This is a genomic window from Lysinibacillus sp. JNUCC-52, assembly GCF_015999545.1.
In the GTDB taxonomy this organism is placed as follows: domain Bacteria; phylum Bacillota; class Bacilli; order Bacillales_A; family Planococcaceae; genus Lysinibacillus.
Genome location: NZ_CP065546.1, coordinates 312,770 through 329,052, shown reverse-complemented (window position 1 = coordinate 329,052; position 16,283 = coordinate 312,770). Strand labels below are relative to the sequence as shown.

Genomic DNA, 16,283 nt, shown 5'->3' with positions numbered 1-16,283 from the left:
CTGAGCAGGCGTCTTGCTTGGCGCCTTTTTTCTTACGTAAGGAGGTAGCTATTCATGAGCGACATACATAAGCACTCTACAGAGGAAGAATTAACAGAAGAGGAATTCATAGAACTTGTACTTGCAGAGCAACAAAAAGCGCTAGCTGAGGAAAGAGCACAACACCTCAGTGGTAAAAAGACTAAGAAACAAAAACCGATGATAAAATGGATAATGTGGGTTATGGCATTCGTACTATTTTTTAATACGTTTGCGCTTATTTTTCAAATTTACTCCATTCCAGCTATCGAATTTATAAAGGTCTCCAGTCAGTTATCGCAACAAGAAGATATTCAAACATATAAAAAAGCGATTGTAGAGGTTTCTACAGGCTCAAGTAAAGGTACAGGCTTTGCTATTTCACCTGATGGTCTAATTGTTACGAATGCTCATGTAGTAGAAGACGCCCTTACATTGTCCGTTGTATTTCCTGAACAAGGGCTTATGGAAGCTCAGTTACTGCAAAGCTTTCCTGAAGTTGATTTAGCACTTTTGCAAGTTAAGGGTAGCAATCTTCCCTCACTAACTCTCGCAAATAGTCCTAGTTATCTAAAGGATGAGTCTGTTTATTTCATCGGTAACCCACTGTCCTTCACAGGTATTGCTAATAAAGGCACATTACTTAAAGAAACTTATCTTGAAAATTGGCAGGAGCCTGTCATGATGATGCAAGCACCTGTATACAAAGGCAATAGTGGCAGCCCTGTTCTAAATAGCGATGGAGAGGTAATCGGCATTATTTTCGCCACGATGAAAAAGGAACCCTATGGACGAGTTGGATTGTTTGTACCTGTACATGTGTTAGAGGTTTATTTCCAGCAATATAGGCAGAATTCAAAAAATCCCTCATTGGAATTAAAAGAAGCTTCTCCGCTTCGGTTACACACTATTTAAAAGATGAACCGTGTCGATATAACATGACACGGTTCATCTTTTATTCACACAACATTTTGAGATTATAATCACATCCCATACGGTGTATTTTAACACTCTCCCTTTTACATTTAGCCATTTTTTAGTATTGAACTACAAACTTTAATTTGACTAAAACATTCTTTAAATAAATCAATAATATTAAACAATAAATTAAAATAATTAATTAAACGATTAAATAAATTGAAATTAATTGTTTATTTTATTAAATCCTTAATGTATAATCAAATTAAATTAAAGAAAGGAATTTCACTATGGCTTATAAAGTAATTACGAATTGTCCTGTCTGTAATAAAACATTAAAAATTACCAAGCTCCATTGCTCTCACTGTCACACTACGATTGAAAATGAGTTTGAATTATCAAAGCTTGCCTCACTATCGAAAGATCAGCTTCATTTTGTAGAAGTATTTTTAACATGTAGAGGTAATATTAAAGAAGTTGAAAAAGAATTAGGAATCTCGTACCCTACTGTTCGAGGGAAGCTAACGGAAATCATCTCGTCGCTTGGATATGTACAAAAGAAGAAAAATGAAGTGGACGAGAAAAAAATCGTCACTATGTTAGAAAATGGCGAAATTACGCCAGAAGAAGCCATAAAGCTCTTAAAAGAGGAATAAGGAGGAACTTATAATGAAAGAGGAAATCGCAAGAGTGTTAACAATGATTCAAGAAGGAAAGCTTGATGCAGAAAAGGGATCGGAACTTATTCAAGCGTTGAAAGATAAAGAAGATACAGGAAACAACCTTTTAGAAAAGTCATCAAAATATTTAGATAAAACATTAAAAGTCCGTGTAGTTTCTTCTGAGAATGATAATGTGATGGTCAACTTACCTCTAAAACTTGTCAAAGTAGTATTAATGGCTGGCCATAGCATTGCAGCAAGTATCCCTCAATCGGAAAAATACGTTAAAGATATTGATATTAACTTGATTATTGAAGCAATTGAAAATGAATTAGATGGTCAAATTGTTGATATTAAATCTGCAAACGGGGATACCGTTTCAGTCATTATCGAATAGTGAATTGCTTATGATGCATTTAAAAGTGAAGACAAATGGCTTTAAGTTTATCATCCCAATTCCATATGCCATGTTAAATATCCTTATTTCTATCTTATTTTCAAAGTTTGTTCATAAAATTGCTAATAAATGGACAAAAGAGCACTTCGAAAGAAAAAAATTAGACTTTACGATCCCACTTATAGATAAAGAAACACTAAAACCTGTTGTCAAAGAACTAAAAAATTATAAGGGCATTATATTAGTAGATGTTAAAGCGCAGGATGGGACCGAAATTAAGGTCAAATTATAAAATCAACATATTAAAAGCTCAATTATGACAACAAACCCCCATCATGATTGTATGGGGGTTTTGTCTATTTAATATTTTAGTTAACATAATTATATTATTTAGATTTATTTTTTATATATTTCGTCAATATAGATTTTACAGGTATTTTACTTAAAAGCTCATTACTCGTTTCAGTGGTTTTCTGTAAAAGCTCCAGTAATTTTTCATCCCCTGTCCAATGTTTTTCAATTACTTCTGGACCCAATTTATTAATCGTCATATTAAGGACAAAAGTGGCTAACATCATATCATCGAGAAAGCCTCCAAAGCCAAATATCCCTTCTGGTAGAAAATCCATAGGGAAAATAAAGTACGCGATTGTAGCCCCAATTAATGACTTACTTTTTGAGTCAACAGCAGGATCTGCTACTATTTTAATTAATAAATGAAAAATATCAGGCACAAACAACAAATAGTCAGCATATTTGTGTTTCATTCCTGTTTTTGATACGAGAAATTGTGCTAATTTTTTTCGCAATTTTTGATAAAAATCTTTTTGCTCCTGCTCACTTGGTATGTTTCGATAATCTTCCATTAATCTTCCTCCTCCTGCTCTCTTTACCTATTACCCAAAAATCAAAAATTTATTCGTAACTGTAGGTAAAAAGGCGTTATTGCAAAGTAAGTCAATAGTAAAATACCAACATTTGCAATACGGCATGTGATGAAAGTATAGAAAAAAAGCACCCTATAAAAATAGGGTGCTTTTTTTTAACGAAAGTAATTTTAATTACTGAGAATTAAAGTTTAGTTACGTTAGCAGCTTGTGGTCCGCGGTTGCCATCTACAACTTCGAATTCCACTTTTTGACCTTCGTCAAGAGTTTTGAAACCTTCGCCTTGGATAGCTGAGAAGTGTACGAATACGTCGTTTTCGCCTTCCACTTCGATGAATCCAAAACCTTTTTCTGAGTTAAACCATTTTACTGTACCTTGTTTCATGTGAAAAAACCTCCAAAAAAATAAAAGTGAACAATATGTAATTTCTTCAACAGAATTAAAAAAATTCACATATTACAAAGAGTACCGAACTAACGCGATCACTTTTTGTAATATGTGAATCCATGTTTCCGGTGAAGCAATTAAATTGTTAAGTTAAGTATACCACCATTCATAAATTTGTCAAATAAAGAAAATTGTTTTTTTAGTTAATTTGAAAATTATTTTAACTATGCTCTTCAAATGCCATTATGCCATGATATACTTGTGCATCATCATCACAGGCTTCGCAGTAAAAACTTTCGTCTTCAGACCAAAAAGCCCAATATCCTCCGTCCTTACTCGCCTCATGTTGATATGCTGAACGGAAATGAGTTAATTTCCGTTGTAATGCTTGCTCAAATTGTTCTTTTGTTTCAAACGTTTCTTTCGTTTGAATAAAAGCTTCCCAGCCTTCAAATTTCCACCAAGGCTCATAATCAGCTTTCATGTAAAGTATTATATACATATTTGCCACATTCCTTGCTGTAATAAGATATTCTAATTTTAGCAAACGCTCCTGAAATGTCTATTAAAACACCCTGCAATATGCTATTATTACCTTATTATTCATTATTTATTTTGGAGGTTTTTTTTATGTTTTCAAGTATTCGACCTAAGGCCGAACTAGATGAATTATTAAAGCGTGGTACTAATTTAAGTGCAACTGGCCGATTCAATAAGACATTGGCTTTTAATCACTTTAATTTACAAGATGAAGAAAATTTAAAAGCACTCTTTTATAAATTAAAAGATATTACACCCTCTATGAATGCAATATTTAAAAATTATTTAAGTGAGATCTCTCCCTCCTCCCAACAAACGATTAGCGAAGAAAATATAAATCAATATTTAACTCAATTTTTTCTAGCTACACGTGATGATGAATATGTAGATGAAACAGTCAAGTTTTTCAATTTGTTTCGAAAAAATCATTATGAACCTGGTAAACTCATCGTTGTTTTCAACCAATTTGCCTTTTATATTACGACGTATATTTTACATAACTTTGGTTTAAAACCAAACAAAGCTTTCGACTATATGAAATCTTTCCAATCTGCAGTCAATGTTGACCAAGAATTGCTTGTGGAAGTACTAACAGAACGAATTGTTGAAAACGTCGTCTCTGAAATTTCTTCTCTTATGGATGTCAACGCAAAAATTATGTACATGAAAGATTTAGTATATAGCTTAGACAAGCAAAACGAAGAAATTCAATCATCTACAGCTGCAACTGAGCAAATTGCCGCTTCAATCAATGAAGTAGCCCGTATGTCTTCTCATATTTCTGAGAAAACCACGGAATCCGTTGACCATGCCGTTAAAGGAAAAAATGCAATTGAACATGCATTATCCGAAATTTTTAAAACAGAAGAAACGTTTACTACAATTGTTGAATCGTTTACTGAGTTACAAAAACGTGTAAATGATATTGAACACGTTGTAACATTAATAAACCAAATTGCCGATCAAACAAATTTACTAGCACTGAATGCTTCGATTGAAGCTGCTCGTGCAGGTGAGCATGGCAAAGGTTTCGCAGTTGTTGCCCAAGAAGTACGTAAGTTGGCTGAAGGAACTGTTACTGCTTTAAGCGAGGTTTCTACAAATGTTCATCATCTAAAAAGTTACTCAAATGATGTTTCACATTCCATTACAGAGACAACATCAATTATAAAAGAAGCCACAATTGAAGCAAAAGAATCTTTACCATTGTTAAATGCCATTGTTGCTGCAATTGAAGGCATTAATCTTGATGTTACGAACACTGCTGCTATTTCTGAGGAGCAAGCAGCCGCCATTGATGAAGTATCTGCCAGAATGATTGAAATCTCGAACCTTCAAGATGATATTCGCATTTATAGTTCTAATACATCTAGCGATATTCACTTACTTGGAAAAGAGATTAATCGCTTCCGTAATGACATTATTTCCAATAATAATGTCCAGCTTTCCTCCATTGCCCTATTGCAACTTTCGAAAGCTGATCATATTTTATGGAAATGGCGTATTTATAATATGTTCCTTGGATTAGAAGACGTGCAACCAAGTGATGTATCTTCACATACTGAATGTCGTCTAGGTAAATGGTACACTGCATCCCGTACAATTGAACGATTTGGTCATTTACCAGATTATCGTGAATTAGACCAATATCATTTACAAGTACATCAATCGGCTAAGCTGGCTGCAGAAGCCTTTAAAGCTGGTAATATCGATAAAGCTAGTAACCATTTGCAAGAGGTAGATGAAGCCTCTGAACGAGTTCTATTCTATATTAATAACTTAATTACTTATTTGGAAAAAGAACGTGTTATGCAGTAAGTTGGAGGGACTACCCTTCTACTACTTTTAGGAGGTTGTAGCGTGAACAAAAGAGCGCTGATTAAATTTTTCGGAGATGTTTACGGGACAGGCTATCGCTTTTTTATTAAACAAAAAGCAATTGAGCTTGGCTTAAAGGGTTATTGCAAGTTAAATGCACAAGACCAAATTGAAGTAGAAGTGGAAGGCTCAAAAAAAGCAATTGATGAATTCCTTCTTTTTGTTCAAAAGGGTGTTAGCCCTCAGGCAGACTCTAACTCATTTGCTTTAGAGCTTTTTGACGATTTAAAAGGTTATGTACGTATGGAGTCGGACATTGTTTAAGTCTGGCTTCTTTTTTTCTCTTCCCTTTATACGCAAGAAAAACTTAAAATGAACGGACTAATGGTAATGGTCTTTTTATAGATCGAACATACTATAAAGGTTATAAGTACACCATTGGGCAAGTTTAGAGCTTTTTTCGCAAGAGTATATTCATTGAGAAACTTAGCAAACAGCAGTAAAATTAATGAAAGCACTATTATATTATTGAAACTTTATGTCGATTATTACGTATTAAAAGATAGACATATTGAAAAGCAAGGAGGAAGAAAACCATGCTCAGTATCGGACAGTTTTTCTCTAGACATACCGCTAGCCTTTTAATTTCTCTATCAACTGTTTCTATCGCAGCATTTGCGGTAAATCCAGGATTCTTCCTTGGTGGTTTATTGTTCGCGGGAACATATGCAACGAGCACAGCGTTGCTAAAACATAATCAAAAAAGGAAAGTTATGCACATAGCAGGTATTACAAAGGATGAGTACAAACATATTGAATTACAACTTTCAACTGCAAACAAACATATTCAAACATTAAGTCAAAACTATTTACGCGTACGTTCAGTTTCTGCTTTTAAACAATTACTCGAAATGACTCGTATTTCAAAAAATATCGTGAAAATTGTAAAAACTGATCCGCAAAAATTTTACAATGTGGAGCCATTTTTTTATGCGCACCTCCCTTCTGCCGTTGAATTAACAGATAAGTACACAATGCTATCTAAGCAACCAGTCAAAGATAAAGAAATCCAAGTTACATTATCTAAAACACGTGAAACGTTATCGGATTTAAATTCTACATTTCAAATTGATTTGAAAGATGCGCTTTCAAATGATATTGATCATCTTCAAATGGAAATTGAATTCGCGAACCGTTCCAATTTAAGAAGGAAAGAACAACTGGAATGGCGAGGCGATGAAAAATGACAGCTAACAGAGATTCTATCTATTCATTAGAATCATTGCCAGGCATCTCACCTCTTGTACAAAACTATTTAAAATCGTCAAATCAAGAGGCAATGACTACCTATGAAACGCTATCACCGCTTGCTCAAAGTCGGGCACTTTTATATGCAAGTCAAATTGACCTAACTAATTTTGAGTCTGTATTAACATTAGGTCAAGACTCTCAACGTGCTGTCTCTCAATTTGCAGATCGTATGCTTGCACAAGTGAAGGACAAAGATGTCACCAAAATTGGACAGATGCTTGATTCGTTAATGCAAACATTAGACCGAGTTGACCCTGCTGCACTGGAGCCTAAAAAACCTTCCTTCTTAAAAAAAATGTTCGGTAAAACAGAACCAACTGTTAAACAAACCCTTACTGAGTTTGAACGAATTAGTATTCAAGTTGAACGAATAGGCGTCCAACTTGAACGTGCACAGCTACAGCTAATAAGAGACGTTGAAATGCTCGAGCAATTATACACACATAATCGTGGTTTTTTTGAAGAGCTAGCAACTGCGATTGCCGCTGGACAGATGAAAAAACACCAGGCTATTGAAGTAGAGTTACCCGCAAAAGTTAGCATCGTACAAACGACTAAACAACCGCTTGCTATTCAGCAACTCAATGATTTCACAGCGCAACTTGAACGTCTTGATCAGCGTATATATGATTTACAAGTATCACAGCAGGTAGCTTTACAAACAGCACCGCAAATACGTATGATTCAACAGGCAAATCAAACACTCGCTGAGAAAATCGAGTTTTCAATCGTCACACTTATTCCGCTTTGGAAAAATCAATTAGCTATGATGCTTTCGATGAATATGGATCATCATTATGCACAGCTAGAAGAACGACTTGCACGTACAAATGAGCGGTTTACAAGCCCCACTTTTGAACAACAAGTATCGAAATTTAAAGAAACACAACATGAGCTAAAAATAGCCATTCAAGACGTTTTTGCTTTACATACGGCTACTGAAAAGGAAAAACAACATTTACAACAGGATGTAGCTGGCATGAAAGCATCAAAGACAACGGAATAAGAAAATGAGCGCTAAATTATATAAAGGGGTGTCTCAACAATTACGTGAGACACCCCTTTATCCTATTATGCGAAATACTCTTTATAGTAACCGCCAATATTACCAGTGTTATCAATAATGAAAACGAACTCTTCCGTTTCATTTTTCACTTCGTATTCTTTCCCAACTGTTAATACGTTTGATACTAAATATTTTGATGCGTTCGTATGTTTGCAAGTAACCGTACGAATTGTTGGTGCATCTTTCCATTTTAAATGTAACATAAATTCTCTACCTCTCTTTACTAGCCATAAGCTAACATCTATTGTTTATTTTATACGATTTTGGTTGTTTTGTGGAGAAAAAACTATAGAAGGCTATATTTTGTCCTTAATAAAGAATTGTTTACCTGTTTCAACTTATTAAAATTTATACTCGAGGTGTTGTTATGAGTTTCGGTGGTGTTCCGCAATGGTTCTTTATCATCGCAGTCGCATTTGCCATTTGCTTTATTTTATTTGCAGAATGGAATTCTAGAAAATAAGTGAGTCCATTTAGATGGACTCACTTATTTTTGTCTACATAACGTAATAAAGCAGTATATACTTGATGCCCATTGCAATTTTTCTCCTCTGTTTATTAGTAATTAAACAGGGCGTTTCTCTACCACCATATCTAGTTGATACGTAAGACACAACCGACCTTATGTTAGCGAAGATTGTGCCAGCGGAAAGCATCGCACATAATGGAAATCAACGGTAGTTGAACAAAACTGACTGAAGATAAACCTCCTCTGAAATTACTTCAGTGTTCGTTTTAAAAATTCTTTTGTACGTTCGTGTTCTGGGCTTACTAACACCTTGGATGGTGGCCCTTCTTCAACAATTACGCCTTTATCCATAAATACAACTCGGTCTGCAACTTCTTTAGCAAACTCCATTTCATGCGTAACAATCAGCATCGTATTTCCTGCATTGGCTAACTCACGCATTACTTTTAACACTTCCCCAACCATTTCTGGATCTAGAGCAGAGGTAGGTTCATCAAATAACATCACATCAGGATTCATAGATAGTGCTCGAGCAATTGCCACCCGTTGCTTTTGACCACCCGAAAGCTGGCGTGGCTTTGCATTAACATATTGGTCCATCCCAACTATTTTAAGATATTTCAAAGCAGTCTTCTCAGCTTCTTCTTTCGAACGTTTTAAAACTTTAACCTGTCCTACAGTACAATTTTTTAACACATTGTGATTATTAAACAAATTAAACTGTTGGAAAACCATTCCCAGATGCGTCCGATAAGCTTGAATGTTATGCTTTTCGTGTAAAATATTTTCCCCTTTATAAATAATTTCTCCACCATTTGGTGTTTCAAGTAAATTGATGCAACGCAGAAGGGTTGATTTACCTGATCCTGATGAACCGATTAAACATACAACCTCTCCCTTTTCTACTTTAAAATTCACATCTTTTAATACTTGGTTACGACCAAATGATTTACTTAAATGATCTATTTGAATGATTGCCATTTGTTCGTTCCCCCTAGTCTATTTCTTTCAGTTCTTTTTGATAAGCATCAGGTCCATCAAGACGTTTTTCTACATATAGCAGAATTCTTGAAGCCGTAAATGTCATGATGAAGTAAAGCACACATGCGACAAAGAAAGATTCGAAATAACGGAAGTTATTACCCGAAATCGATTTTGTTTGGAAGAATAATTCTGTTACACTAATTACACTTAAAACAGCAGTATCTTTAATATTCATAATTAATTGGTTACCTGTTGCAGGTAAAATGTTACGTGCAACTTGCGGTAATACAACATGCATCATAATTTGCACATGCCCCATGCCAATCGCAGAAGCAGCCTCGTATTGTCCTTTATCGATTGAGACAATCCCACCACGTACGATTTCAGCCATATACGCACCCGTATTCAATGAAACGACTAAAATACCAGCAGTAATAAAGTGCATATCGATGCCAAAGGCAATATCTAGTCCGTAATATACGACCATTGCTTGTACAATCATTGGTGTACCACGGAAAAATTCAACATAGCATGTCAGTATAAAATTAATACATTTTAATAAAATATGTTTTATACTTTTTTTACGAACTGGAATGGTATGCATAATCCCAATAAAAAATCCGATGAATGCACCAATAATTGTACTGATTGTTGAAATGAGTAACGTATAATACGCTCCTCGTAAAAACATTTGCCAGTTGTTTTCTATAATAGAAATAATCCATTCTAAACTCATGATGTTCCTCCTAACAACGTGTTGTTGCTTGATATCAATTATGCCTTAGCGAAATCATCTTTTCATTTGAATGAATAAGCTTTATTCAAATTATGTGACACACTTCTTAGACATGCATTATTCAGTTTGACTTTCTCTCTGAATCAACAAATTTATAATAGAGACTGTCCCAAAGTCACTTAAACTTTTGAAGTAAAACACTGCTTGAATATGAAAAAATAGCATACGAGAAGACAGCTCAGTATACTATTTTTTCGATTAGGACAGCTCCAGTGATATTACTGTGCTGCTGGTTGTTGCAAAATAGCTTCTTCCATAATTTTTTGGCGATCATCTTCTGAAATACCTTTTAAAATTTCATTGATTTTCTCTAGACTCGCGTCACCTTTACGTAAACCTACTGCAATAGAAGTATTAGAAATATCTGTATCAAATCCTTCTTCAAATGATACAAATGTAAATTTATCATTAGCTGCTGCTGCTGAAATACCTTCTGGACGTTCAGCTACATAGCCATCAATTTTGCCAGCTTCTAAAGCTACACGCATTGCAGAGAAGTTTTCCATCGCTGTTTGCTTTTCTACACCTTTAATTTGATCGATAACATTATAGTTCGATGTATTTAGCTGAGATGTAACTTTTGCACCTGAGAAATCTTGAATTGATTTGGCATTTTCATACTTGCTACCTTTTTTAATAACCATTACGAAATCAGAAGTATAGTAGTTTTCAGTGAAATCAATTGTTTGTTTACGTTCTTCTGTTGGAGACATCCCTGCTACAATTGCATCAATTTTTTTGGATTGAAGCGCAGGTACTAAACCATCCCATTCCATTTTTACAACGACTAGTTTTTTGCCTAAACCGTCAGCGATTTTTTTCGCCATTTGTACATCATAGCCGCCTGCATACTCTGCATTATCAGCAATTTTTACTGCGCCGTTAGAATCATCTTGCTGTGTCCAGTTAAATGGTGGATAACCTGCTTCCATCCCAATGCGGAATTCTCCACCGCTTTCATCCTTTGCACCATCTCCTGTTGCTTTTTCATCCTTGTCACTAGTACCACAAGCCGCTAACAGGATTGCTGTCATTGCTGTTAACATAAATAACAACCATTTTCTTTTCATCTAAAACTCCCCTTTTCTGTAAAAAAAATAAAGCAACTGTACAAAAAAAGACCTAAGTTCTGAACTTAGGTCTTACCTTTTATTAACAGTTGCCCAAATCCTCACTATAATTTCCATGTTTCCGAGATAGCACAACCTAGTAAACTGGAATTATATTTACTAGGACAGTCCTGCACTTATTCACTGCAGACCCAGCATAAAAGTACGAGCTCCTTTTATACTTCGGCGATATTTCCTTCTCCATTACGTCTTCGCTTGCTTTAACTCAGCAATGGACTAATAAATACCGCGCCTCTACCTCACGAAAAACAAAAGTGAGGTTTGTTTATTTAATTGTTATATAGATATTACTATAAAGCTAGCATATTCGTCAAGATAGTTTTATCATTTTTCTGACTAATGACAAAATTAGCCTATAATCCTTCTTAAATCCATAAATTAAGTAGAATATCATTAAAAACGTTTGGCATTATTTCACAAATTTTTATTATTAAAAACAATAATTATAAACCATAAGAATCTATTTTTAAGTTCAACAAAGGCCCTTTAGACCATGAAGTATTTTTTCGAAAGTACATCTTAAATTAAACGGACTACAAAAAACCCTACAAAACAGTTCATTTTGTAGGGTTTTGGCATGTCATTTATTGAATTAAGAATTTAATAATAAATCTTCTGGATTTTCAAGTAACTCTTTAACAGTTTTAAGGAAGCCTACAGAATCTTTACCATCGATAATACGGTGGTCATAAGATAATGCTAAGTACATCATTGGGCGAATTTCTACTTCACCATTTACTTCTACTGGACGTTTTTTAATTGAGTGCATTCCTAAAATAGCCGCTTGTGTACCGTTCATAATAGGTGTTGACATTAATGAACCGAATACACCGCCATTTGTAATAGTGAATGAACCACCTTGAAGATCAGCTAAACCTAATTTTTTATCGCGTGCTTTTTTAGCTAGGTCTGCAATTGAATCCTCAATTTCAGCGAAGTTTTTACGGTCTGCATCACGAACAACTGGTACTACTAAACCTTCTTCAGTTGATACAGCTACACCAATATCAAAGAAGTTATTTAAGTGAATTTCATCGCCAACGATTTGAGCATTCACATAAGGGTATTTTTTAAGTGCTGCAACAACAGCTTTTGTGAAGAATGACATGAAACCAAGTTTAGAGCCTGTAGACTCAAAGAATTGATCTTTTTTACGAGAACGTAATGCCATAACATTAGTCATATCAACTTCATTGAATGTTGTAAGCATAGCAGTCGATTGCTTAACTTCTAATAGACGTTTAGCGATTGTTTGACGACGACGGCTCATTTTTTCAACTGTTACACGTGAATTATCTACAGCTACTGCTGCTTGTGGCGCTGCAGCTGGTTTAGCTTGAGGTGCTGCTACAGGTGCTGTACCATGAGCTGCAACATCTTGTACACGTACACGACCTTGTGGATCAACTGGAGATACAGCTGCAAGATCGATTCCTTTTTCACGAGCAAGTTTACGTGCTGCAGGAGATGCGATTACACGTTCGCCAGAAGTTTCTTCCACAACAGGTGCTGCTGCTGGTGTTGGTGCAGCTACAGCTTGAGCAGCCGCTGGTGTTGGAGCTTCTGCAACTGGTGTTGCTGCTGGTGCAGGTGCCGCACCTTCGCCCGCTTCTACAACTGCGATTACTTGGCCTACAAGAACAGTATCGCCTTCTTCAGCTAAAATTTGTGTTAACACCCCAGCTTCTTCAGAAATGATTTCAGCATTTACTTTATCTGTTTCAAGTTCAACGATGAATTCACCTTTTTCCACGCGGTCGCCCACTTTTTTAACCCACTGTGCAATACTACCTTCTGTAATCGATTCTGCTAATTCAGGGACTTTAATTTCAGCCACTTTCATTTCCTCCTTTGATTAACGTGCATGCGTTTCATGCACATAAAGGGCTACCGCCTTAGGCACGTAGCCCAGCTTCCAGTAATAATGATATGTTTAGTTTACTTTTACCGTTTCAGCAACTGCTTCTTCAATTAGAGCTGATTGAGCTGCTTTATGAGAATCTGCATCACCTTCTGAAGTTGAGCTCATTGCAGGACGACCTACATAACGAAGCTTTTTACCTTCAGATAGTTCATATAATGTTTCCAATGCGTAATTCCAAGTACCTTGGTTTTTAGGTTCTTCTTGTACCCATACAATTTCTTTAACATTTGGATACTTAGCAATAATATCAGCAACTTGCGTCGTTGGGAATGGGTAAAGTTGCTCTACACGAACAATGTGTAAGTGATCGAAGCCTTCTCCATCTTTCACGCGGTCTGCTAAGTCAATCATTACTTTACCAGTACCTAATACAATTCGTTCAACAGATTTAGTTTTTGAGCCTAAACCTGGTTGTTCGATTACTTCTTGGAATGCGCCATTTGCTAATTGTTCAGCATTTGCTGCAGCTAATGGATGACGAAGTAATGATTTTGGTGATACAACAACTAATGGACGCACACCTTCTGTTTCTAACATTGCTGCTTGACGACGTAATAGGTGGTAGTAGTTTCCTGCATTTGAGCAGTTTGCCACAAACCAGTTATTTTCAGCAGACATTTGTAAGTAACGCTCCATACGGCTTGAAGAGTGTTCAGGACCTTGGCCTTCATACCCGTGAGGTAAAAGAATAACTAAGCCTGATTTTTGGCCCCATTTAGAACGTGCCCCTGAAATGAAGTTATCAAACATCACTTGAGCCATATTCGCAAAGTCACCAAATTGTGCTTCCCATACTGAAAGTACGTTGCCTTTTTCTAAATTGTAACCGTATTCAAACCCAACAACCCCAGCTTCTGTTAATGGTGAATTGTGTACCGTAAATGAAGCGCTTGCACCAGAAATGTGGTGAAGTGGTGTAAATACGTTACCATTATTTTTGTCATGTAATACTAAATGACGCTGTGAGAATGTACCACGTTGAGCATCTTGACCAGTAAATCGTACTGGAGTGCCATCTTGAATTATTGTTGCGTATGCTAATGTTTCAGCATGGCCCCAATCAATTTTTGCAGACGCAAATGCATCACGACGTTTTTCTAAAATTTTGCCTAATTTCTTTTGTGGCTCGAAGTTTTGTTCAAATACTAATAGTTCTTCATTAATCGTTTCTAAACGTTCAGCACCTACTGCTGTATCGATTTGTGGGAAGTTAATTTTTAATTCTTCTGGCATTTCTACATGTTTGTGTTCATCTTTTTCTGCCATTTCTTTTACGTGATCGTAAGCAACTTGCATTTCCGCATAAATAGCTGAATCAAGTGCCGCAACCTCTTCTGCAGTAACTAAACCTTCTGCTACTAATTGTGCACCATATAATGCACGAATAGTCTCATGTTTTGCTACAAGTTTGTACGTCTCTGGATTTGTTACAGTTGGGTCATCTGTTTCATTATGACCATGTCGACGGTAACCAATTAAGTCAACAACAATATCTTTACCGAATTTTTGACGGTAGCTTGCTGCAAAACGACCTACTTGAGATACAGCTTCTGGGCTGTCTGCGTTCACATGAACAACAGGTACTTCATAACCTTTAGCTGGGTCAGAAGAATAAACAGAAGAACGAGAGTCTTGAAGCTCCGTAGTGAATCCAATCATATTATTTGCAATGATATGAATTGTTCCACCTGTTGAGAAACCTTCTGTTTTCGAATAGTTTAATACTTCCGTTACAATACCTTGACCTGGGAAAGCAGCATCACCGTGCACAAGAATACCTAGGCCTTTAGCGGGATTGTGGACAGCTTGCCCTGGTTTAGATGTATCATCCTGTGTTGCACGAGTAGCACCTAATACAACTGGATTTCCAACTTCTAAGTGAGAAGGGTTATAAGCTAGTTTTACGTTCATACCTGATTCACGAGTGTATGAAGCACCCATGTGGTATTTCACATCGCCAGTCCAACCTTTTGTAATTTCTAGTCGACCATGCTCTGGCATAAATAAATCGTTCGAAACATGTGCAAAGTCTGAGAACATCATGTCATATGGTTTATTTAAAATATGTGTTAGGACATTTAGACGACCACGGTGAGCCATTCCTATACGAACATTTTCAACATTATTTGCTTCTACTGTTTTTAAAATTTCATCAAAAAGGACGATTTGAGTATCTAATCCTTCACCAGAGAAACGTTTTTGACCAACAAATGTTTTGTGAATGAATTTTTCAAAGTTTTCAACACGTGTTAAACGATCTAAAAGCGCTTTTTTCTCATCTGAAGTTAGAGCTTGTTTTAAAGAACCAGATTCAACTTGAGCTTGAATCCATTCACGTTCTTCAGTTGCTACAACATGACCGTATTCAAATGCTACTTTATCTGTATATACAGATTTTAAAAAGTCTATTGCATCCTTACCATTTTTCACGCCCGCTGGCACATCTTTGAAGAAGATAGCAGCAGGTATTTCTGCTAAATCCGCAGGACTTAAGTTGAAAGCACTTTCTTCAATTTGTGCTGTTTGAAGTGCACGATTTTTTAAAGGATAAATATCTGCTGCTAAATGCCCTTGAGTACGAATTACATCAGCTAATTTTACAGCTGCCAATACCTTTTTATAATCGCCAGCAGGAGCTGCTGAACCACTTACTACAGCTACATCACCTTCTACTTCTACTGGTGCACCAAATTGTTGGAATAATGATACTAACTCCGGTTCTACTTCTTCAGGAGACTGTAAGAATAAGTCGTATTGCTCCATCACATATCCTAAGTTAGGACCAGAGAAAGCTGACCATGGAGAACTTACAGTTGTAACGTTGTTCGACATGAAAAATGACCTCCAAATTTTGCCTATCGGCAGTTCCATTAATTAAATTACAATTAATTATATAATATTATCCCGTTCTTTTAAAGGACGTTCGACACAAATTATCCATATTTTAAAGAACGTTTTTTCCATCTCAATCTTAC

Annotated in this window: 17 protein-coding genes and 1 riboswitch; of the genes, 8 read left to right on the top strand and 9 right to left on the bottom strand. The window is 35.8% G+C overall.

Annotation, left to right across the window (positions count from 1 at the left end):
• Positions 1-54: 54 nt before the first annotated feature.
• The 4 genes from JNUCC52_RS01865 (at position 55) to JNUCC52_RS01850 (ending at position 2,287) form a co-directional block, all read left to right on the top strand.
• On the top strand, positions 55-933 hold the full coding sequence (locus tag JNUCC52_RS01865) for a S1 family peptidase (protein WP_337981187.1): 879 nt from the start codon (positions 55-57) through the stop codon (positions 931-933).
• Positions 934-1,226: 293 nt separating this feature from the next.
• The gene (locus JNUCC52_RS01860; protein ID WP_337981186.1) at positions 1,227-1,592 is read left to right on the top strand and encodes a DUF2089 domain-containing protein; all 366 of its coding nucleotides are present in this window, start codon (positions 1,227-1,229) and stop codon (positions 1,590-1,592) included.
• A gap of 13 nt (positions 1,593-1,605) precedes the next feature.
• Positions 1,606-1,995 (top strand): SHOCT-like domain-containing protein, encoded by a 390-nt coding sequence (locus JNUCC52_RS01855; protein WP_172771539.1) that lies wholly within the window; start codon positions 1,606-1,608, stop codon positions 1,993-1,995.
• Between the two features lie 10 nt (positions 1,996-2,005).
• Positions 2,006-2,287 (top strand): hypothetical protein, encoded by a 282-nt coding sequence (locus JNUCC52_RS01850; RefSeq protein WP_337981185.1) that lies wholly within the window; start codon positions 2,006-2,008, stop codon positions 2,285-2,287.
• Positions 2,288-2,381: 94 nt separating this feature from the next.
• On the opposite strand, the gene JNUCC52_RS01845 is transcribed toward JNUCC52_RS01850, so the two are convergent.
• From JNUCC52_RS01845 to JNUCC52_RS01835, 3 genes are all read right to left on the bottom strand, one after another.
• Positions 2,382-2,861 (bottom strand): YkvA family protein, encoded by a 480-nt coding sequence (locus JNUCC52_RS01845; RefSeq protein ID WP_337981184.1) that lies wholly within the window; start codon positions 2,859-2,861, stop codon positions 2,382-2,384.
• Between the two features lie 205 nt (positions 2,862-3,066).
• The gene (locus JNUCC52_RS01840) at positions 3,067-3,267 is read right to left on the bottom strand and encodes a cold-shock protein (RefSeq protein ID WP_004230088.1); all 201 of its coding nucleotides are present in this window, start codon (positions 3,265-3,267) and stop codon (positions 3,067-3,069) included.
• Between the two features lie 223 nt (positions 3,268-3,490).
• Complete coding sequence (locus JNUCC52_RS01835; RefSeq protein ID WP_172771946.1) at positions 3,491-3,772, bottom strand: DUF1033 family protein; 282 nt, start codon at positions 3,770-3,772, stop codon at positions 3,491-3,493.
• A 128-nt stretch (positions 3,773-3,900) separates the two neighbouring features.
• Here JNUCC52_RS01835 and JNUCC52_RS01830 point away from each other — a divergent pair, with 128 nt between their 5' ends.
• From JNUCC52_RS01830 to JNUCC52_RS01815, 4 genes are all read left to right on the top strand, one after another.
• Positions 3,901-5,628, top strand: a complete 1,728-nt coding sequence (locus JNUCC52_RS01830) for a globin-coupled sensor protein (RefSeq protein ID WP_337981183.1) — start codon at positions 3,901-3,903, stop codon at positions 5,626-5,628.
• Positions 5,629-5,670: 42 nt separating this feature from the next.
• Positions 5,671-5,952 carry an acylphosphatase gene (locus tag JNUCC52_RS01825; RefSeq protein WP_172771542.1) on the top strand — a complete coding sequence of 94 codons (282 nt, stop codon included), beginning with the start codon at positions 5,671-5,673 and terminating at the stop codon, positions 5,950-5,952.
• A 272-nt stretch (positions 5,953-6,224) separates the two neighbouring features.
• Complete coding sequence (locus tag JNUCC52_RS01820) at positions 6,225-6,875, top strand: 5-bromo-4-chloroindolyl phosphate hydrolysis family protein (protein WP_172771543.1); 651 nt, start codon at positions 6,225-6,227, stop codon at positions 6,873-6,875.
• Positions 6,872-7,945, top strand: coding sequence for a toxic anion resistance protein (locus tag JNUCC52_RS01815; RefSeq protein WP_337981182.1), 1,074 nt, complete (start codon positions 6,872-6,874; stop codon positions 7,943-7,945). The genes JNUCC52_RS01820 and JNUCC52_RS01815 overlap by 4 nt, the downstream gene beginning before the upstream one ends.
• A 65-nt stretch (positions 7,946-8,010) precedes the next feature.
• On the opposite strand, the gene JNUCC52_RS01810 is transcribed toward JNUCC52_RS01815, so the two are convergent.
• The 6 genes from JNUCC52_RS01810 to JNUCC52_RS01785 form a co-directional block, all read right to left on the bottom strand.
• Positions 8,011-8,208 carry a DUF6501 family protein gene (locus JNUCC52_RS01810; protein WP_172771545.1) on the bottom strand — a complete coding sequence of 66 codons (198 nt, stop codon included), beginning with the start codon at positions 8,206-8,208 and terminating at the stop codon, positions 8,011-8,013.
• Between the two features lie 515 nt (positions 8,209-8,723).
• Complete coding sequence (locus tag JNUCC52_RS01805) at positions 8,724-9,455, bottom strand: amino acid ABC transporter ATP-binding protein (RefSeq protein WP_217270077.1); 732 nt, start codon at positions 9,453-9,455, stop codon at positions 8,724-8,726.
• 13 nt (positions 9,456-9,468) lie between these two features.
• Positions 9,469-10,194: an amino acid ABC transporter permease gene (locus JNUCC52_RS01800; RefSeq protein WP_337981181.1), complete on the bottom strand. Its 726-nt coding sequence runs from the start codon at positions 10,192-10,194 to the stop codon at positions 9,469-9,471.
• Positions 10,195-10,472: 278 nt separating this feature from the next.
• Positions 10,473-11,324, bottom strand: coding sequence for a transporter substrate-binding domain-containing protein (locus tag JNUCC52_RS01795; protein ID WP_337981180.1), 852 nt, complete (start codon positions 11,322-11,324; stop codon positions 10,473-10,475).
• A 119-nt stretch (positions 11,325-11,443) separates the two neighbouring features.
• A riboswitch (Lysine riboswitch) is annotated at positions 11,444-11,629 on the bottom strand.
• A gap of 347 nt (positions 11,630-11,976) precedes the next feature.
• Positions 11,977-13,221: a 2-oxoglutarate dehydrogenase complex dihydrolipoyllysine-residue succinyltransferase gene (gene odhB / locus JNUCC52_RS01790; protein ID WP_172771548.1), complete on the bottom strand. Its 1,245-nt coding sequence runs from the start codon at positions 13,219-13,221 to the stop codon at positions 11,977-11,979.
• A 96-nt stretch (positions 13,222-13,317) separates the two neighbouring features.
• Positions 13,318-16,140, bottom strand: a complete 2,823-nt coding sequence (locus tag JNUCC52_RS01785) for a 2-oxoglutarate dehydrogenase E1 component (protein ID WP_337981179.1) — start codon at positions 16,138-16,140, stop codon at positions 13,318-13,320.
• Positions 16,141-16,283: the final 143 nt, after the last annotated feature.

Bases quoted from the DNA above. Each gene is read 5' to 3' on its own strand.
- JNUCC52_RS01815 (WP_337981182.1), top strand. From the start codon at position 6,872: ATGACAGCTAACAGAGATTCTATCTATTCATTAGAATCATTGCCAGGC.
- JNUCC52_RS01785 (WP_337981179.1), bottom strand. From the start codon at position 16,140: ATGTCGAACAACGTTACAACTGTAAGTTCTCCATGGTCAGCTTTCTCT.
- JNUCC52_RS01805 (WP_217270077.1), bottom strand. From the start codon at position 9,455: ATGGCAATCATTCAAATAGATCATTTAAGTAAATCATTTGGTCGTAAC.
- JNUCC52_RS01795 (WP_337981180.1), bottom strand. From the start codon at position 11,324: ATGAAAAGAAAATGGTTGTTATTTATGTTAACAGCAATGACAGCAATC.
- JNUCC52_RS01820 (WP_172771543.1), top strand. From the start codon at position 6,225: ATGCTCAGTATCGGACAGTTTTTCTCTAGACATACCGCTAGCCTTTTA.
- JNUCC52_RS01850 (WP_337981185.1), top strand. From the start codon at position 2,006: ATGATGCATTTAAAAGTGAAGACAAATGGCTTTAAGTTTATCATCCCA.
- JNUCC52_RS01840 (WP_004230088.1), bottom strand. From the start codon at position 3,267: ATGAAACAAGGTACAGTAAAATGGTTTAACTCAGAAAAAGGTTTTGGA.
- JNUCC52_RS01835 (WP_172771946.1), bottom strand. From the start codon at position 3,772: ATGTATATAATACTTTACATGAAAGCTGATTATGAGCCTTGGTGGAAA.
- JNUCC52_RS01860 (WP_337981186.1), top strand. From the start codon at position 1,227: ATGGCTTATAAAGTAATTACGAATTGTCCTGTCTGTAATAAAACATTA.
- JNUCC52_RS01865 (WP_337981187.1), top strand. From the start codon at position 55: ATGAGCGACATACATAAGCACTCTACAGAGGAAGAATTAACAGAAGAG.
- JNUCC52_RS01845 (WP_337981184.1), bottom strand. From the start codon at position 2,861: ATGGAAGATTATCGAAACATACCAAGTGAGCAGGAGCAAAAAGATTTT.
- JNUCC52_RS01810 (WP_172771545.1), bottom strand. From the start codon at position 8,208: ATGTTACATTTAAAATGGAAAGATGCACCAACAATTCGTACGGTTACT.
- JNUCC52_RS01830 (WP_337981183.1), top strand. From the start codon at position 3,901: ATGTTTTCAAGTATTCGACCTAAGGCCGAACTAGATGAATTATTAAAG.
- JNUCC52_RS01800 (WP_337981181.1), bottom strand. From the start codon at position 10,194: ATGAGTTTAGAATGGATTATTTCTATTATAGAAAACAACTGGCAAATG.
- JNUCC52_RS01855 (WP_172771539.1), top strand. From the start codon at position 1,606: ATGAAAGAGGAAATCGCAAGAGTGTTAACAATGATTCAAGAAGGAAAG.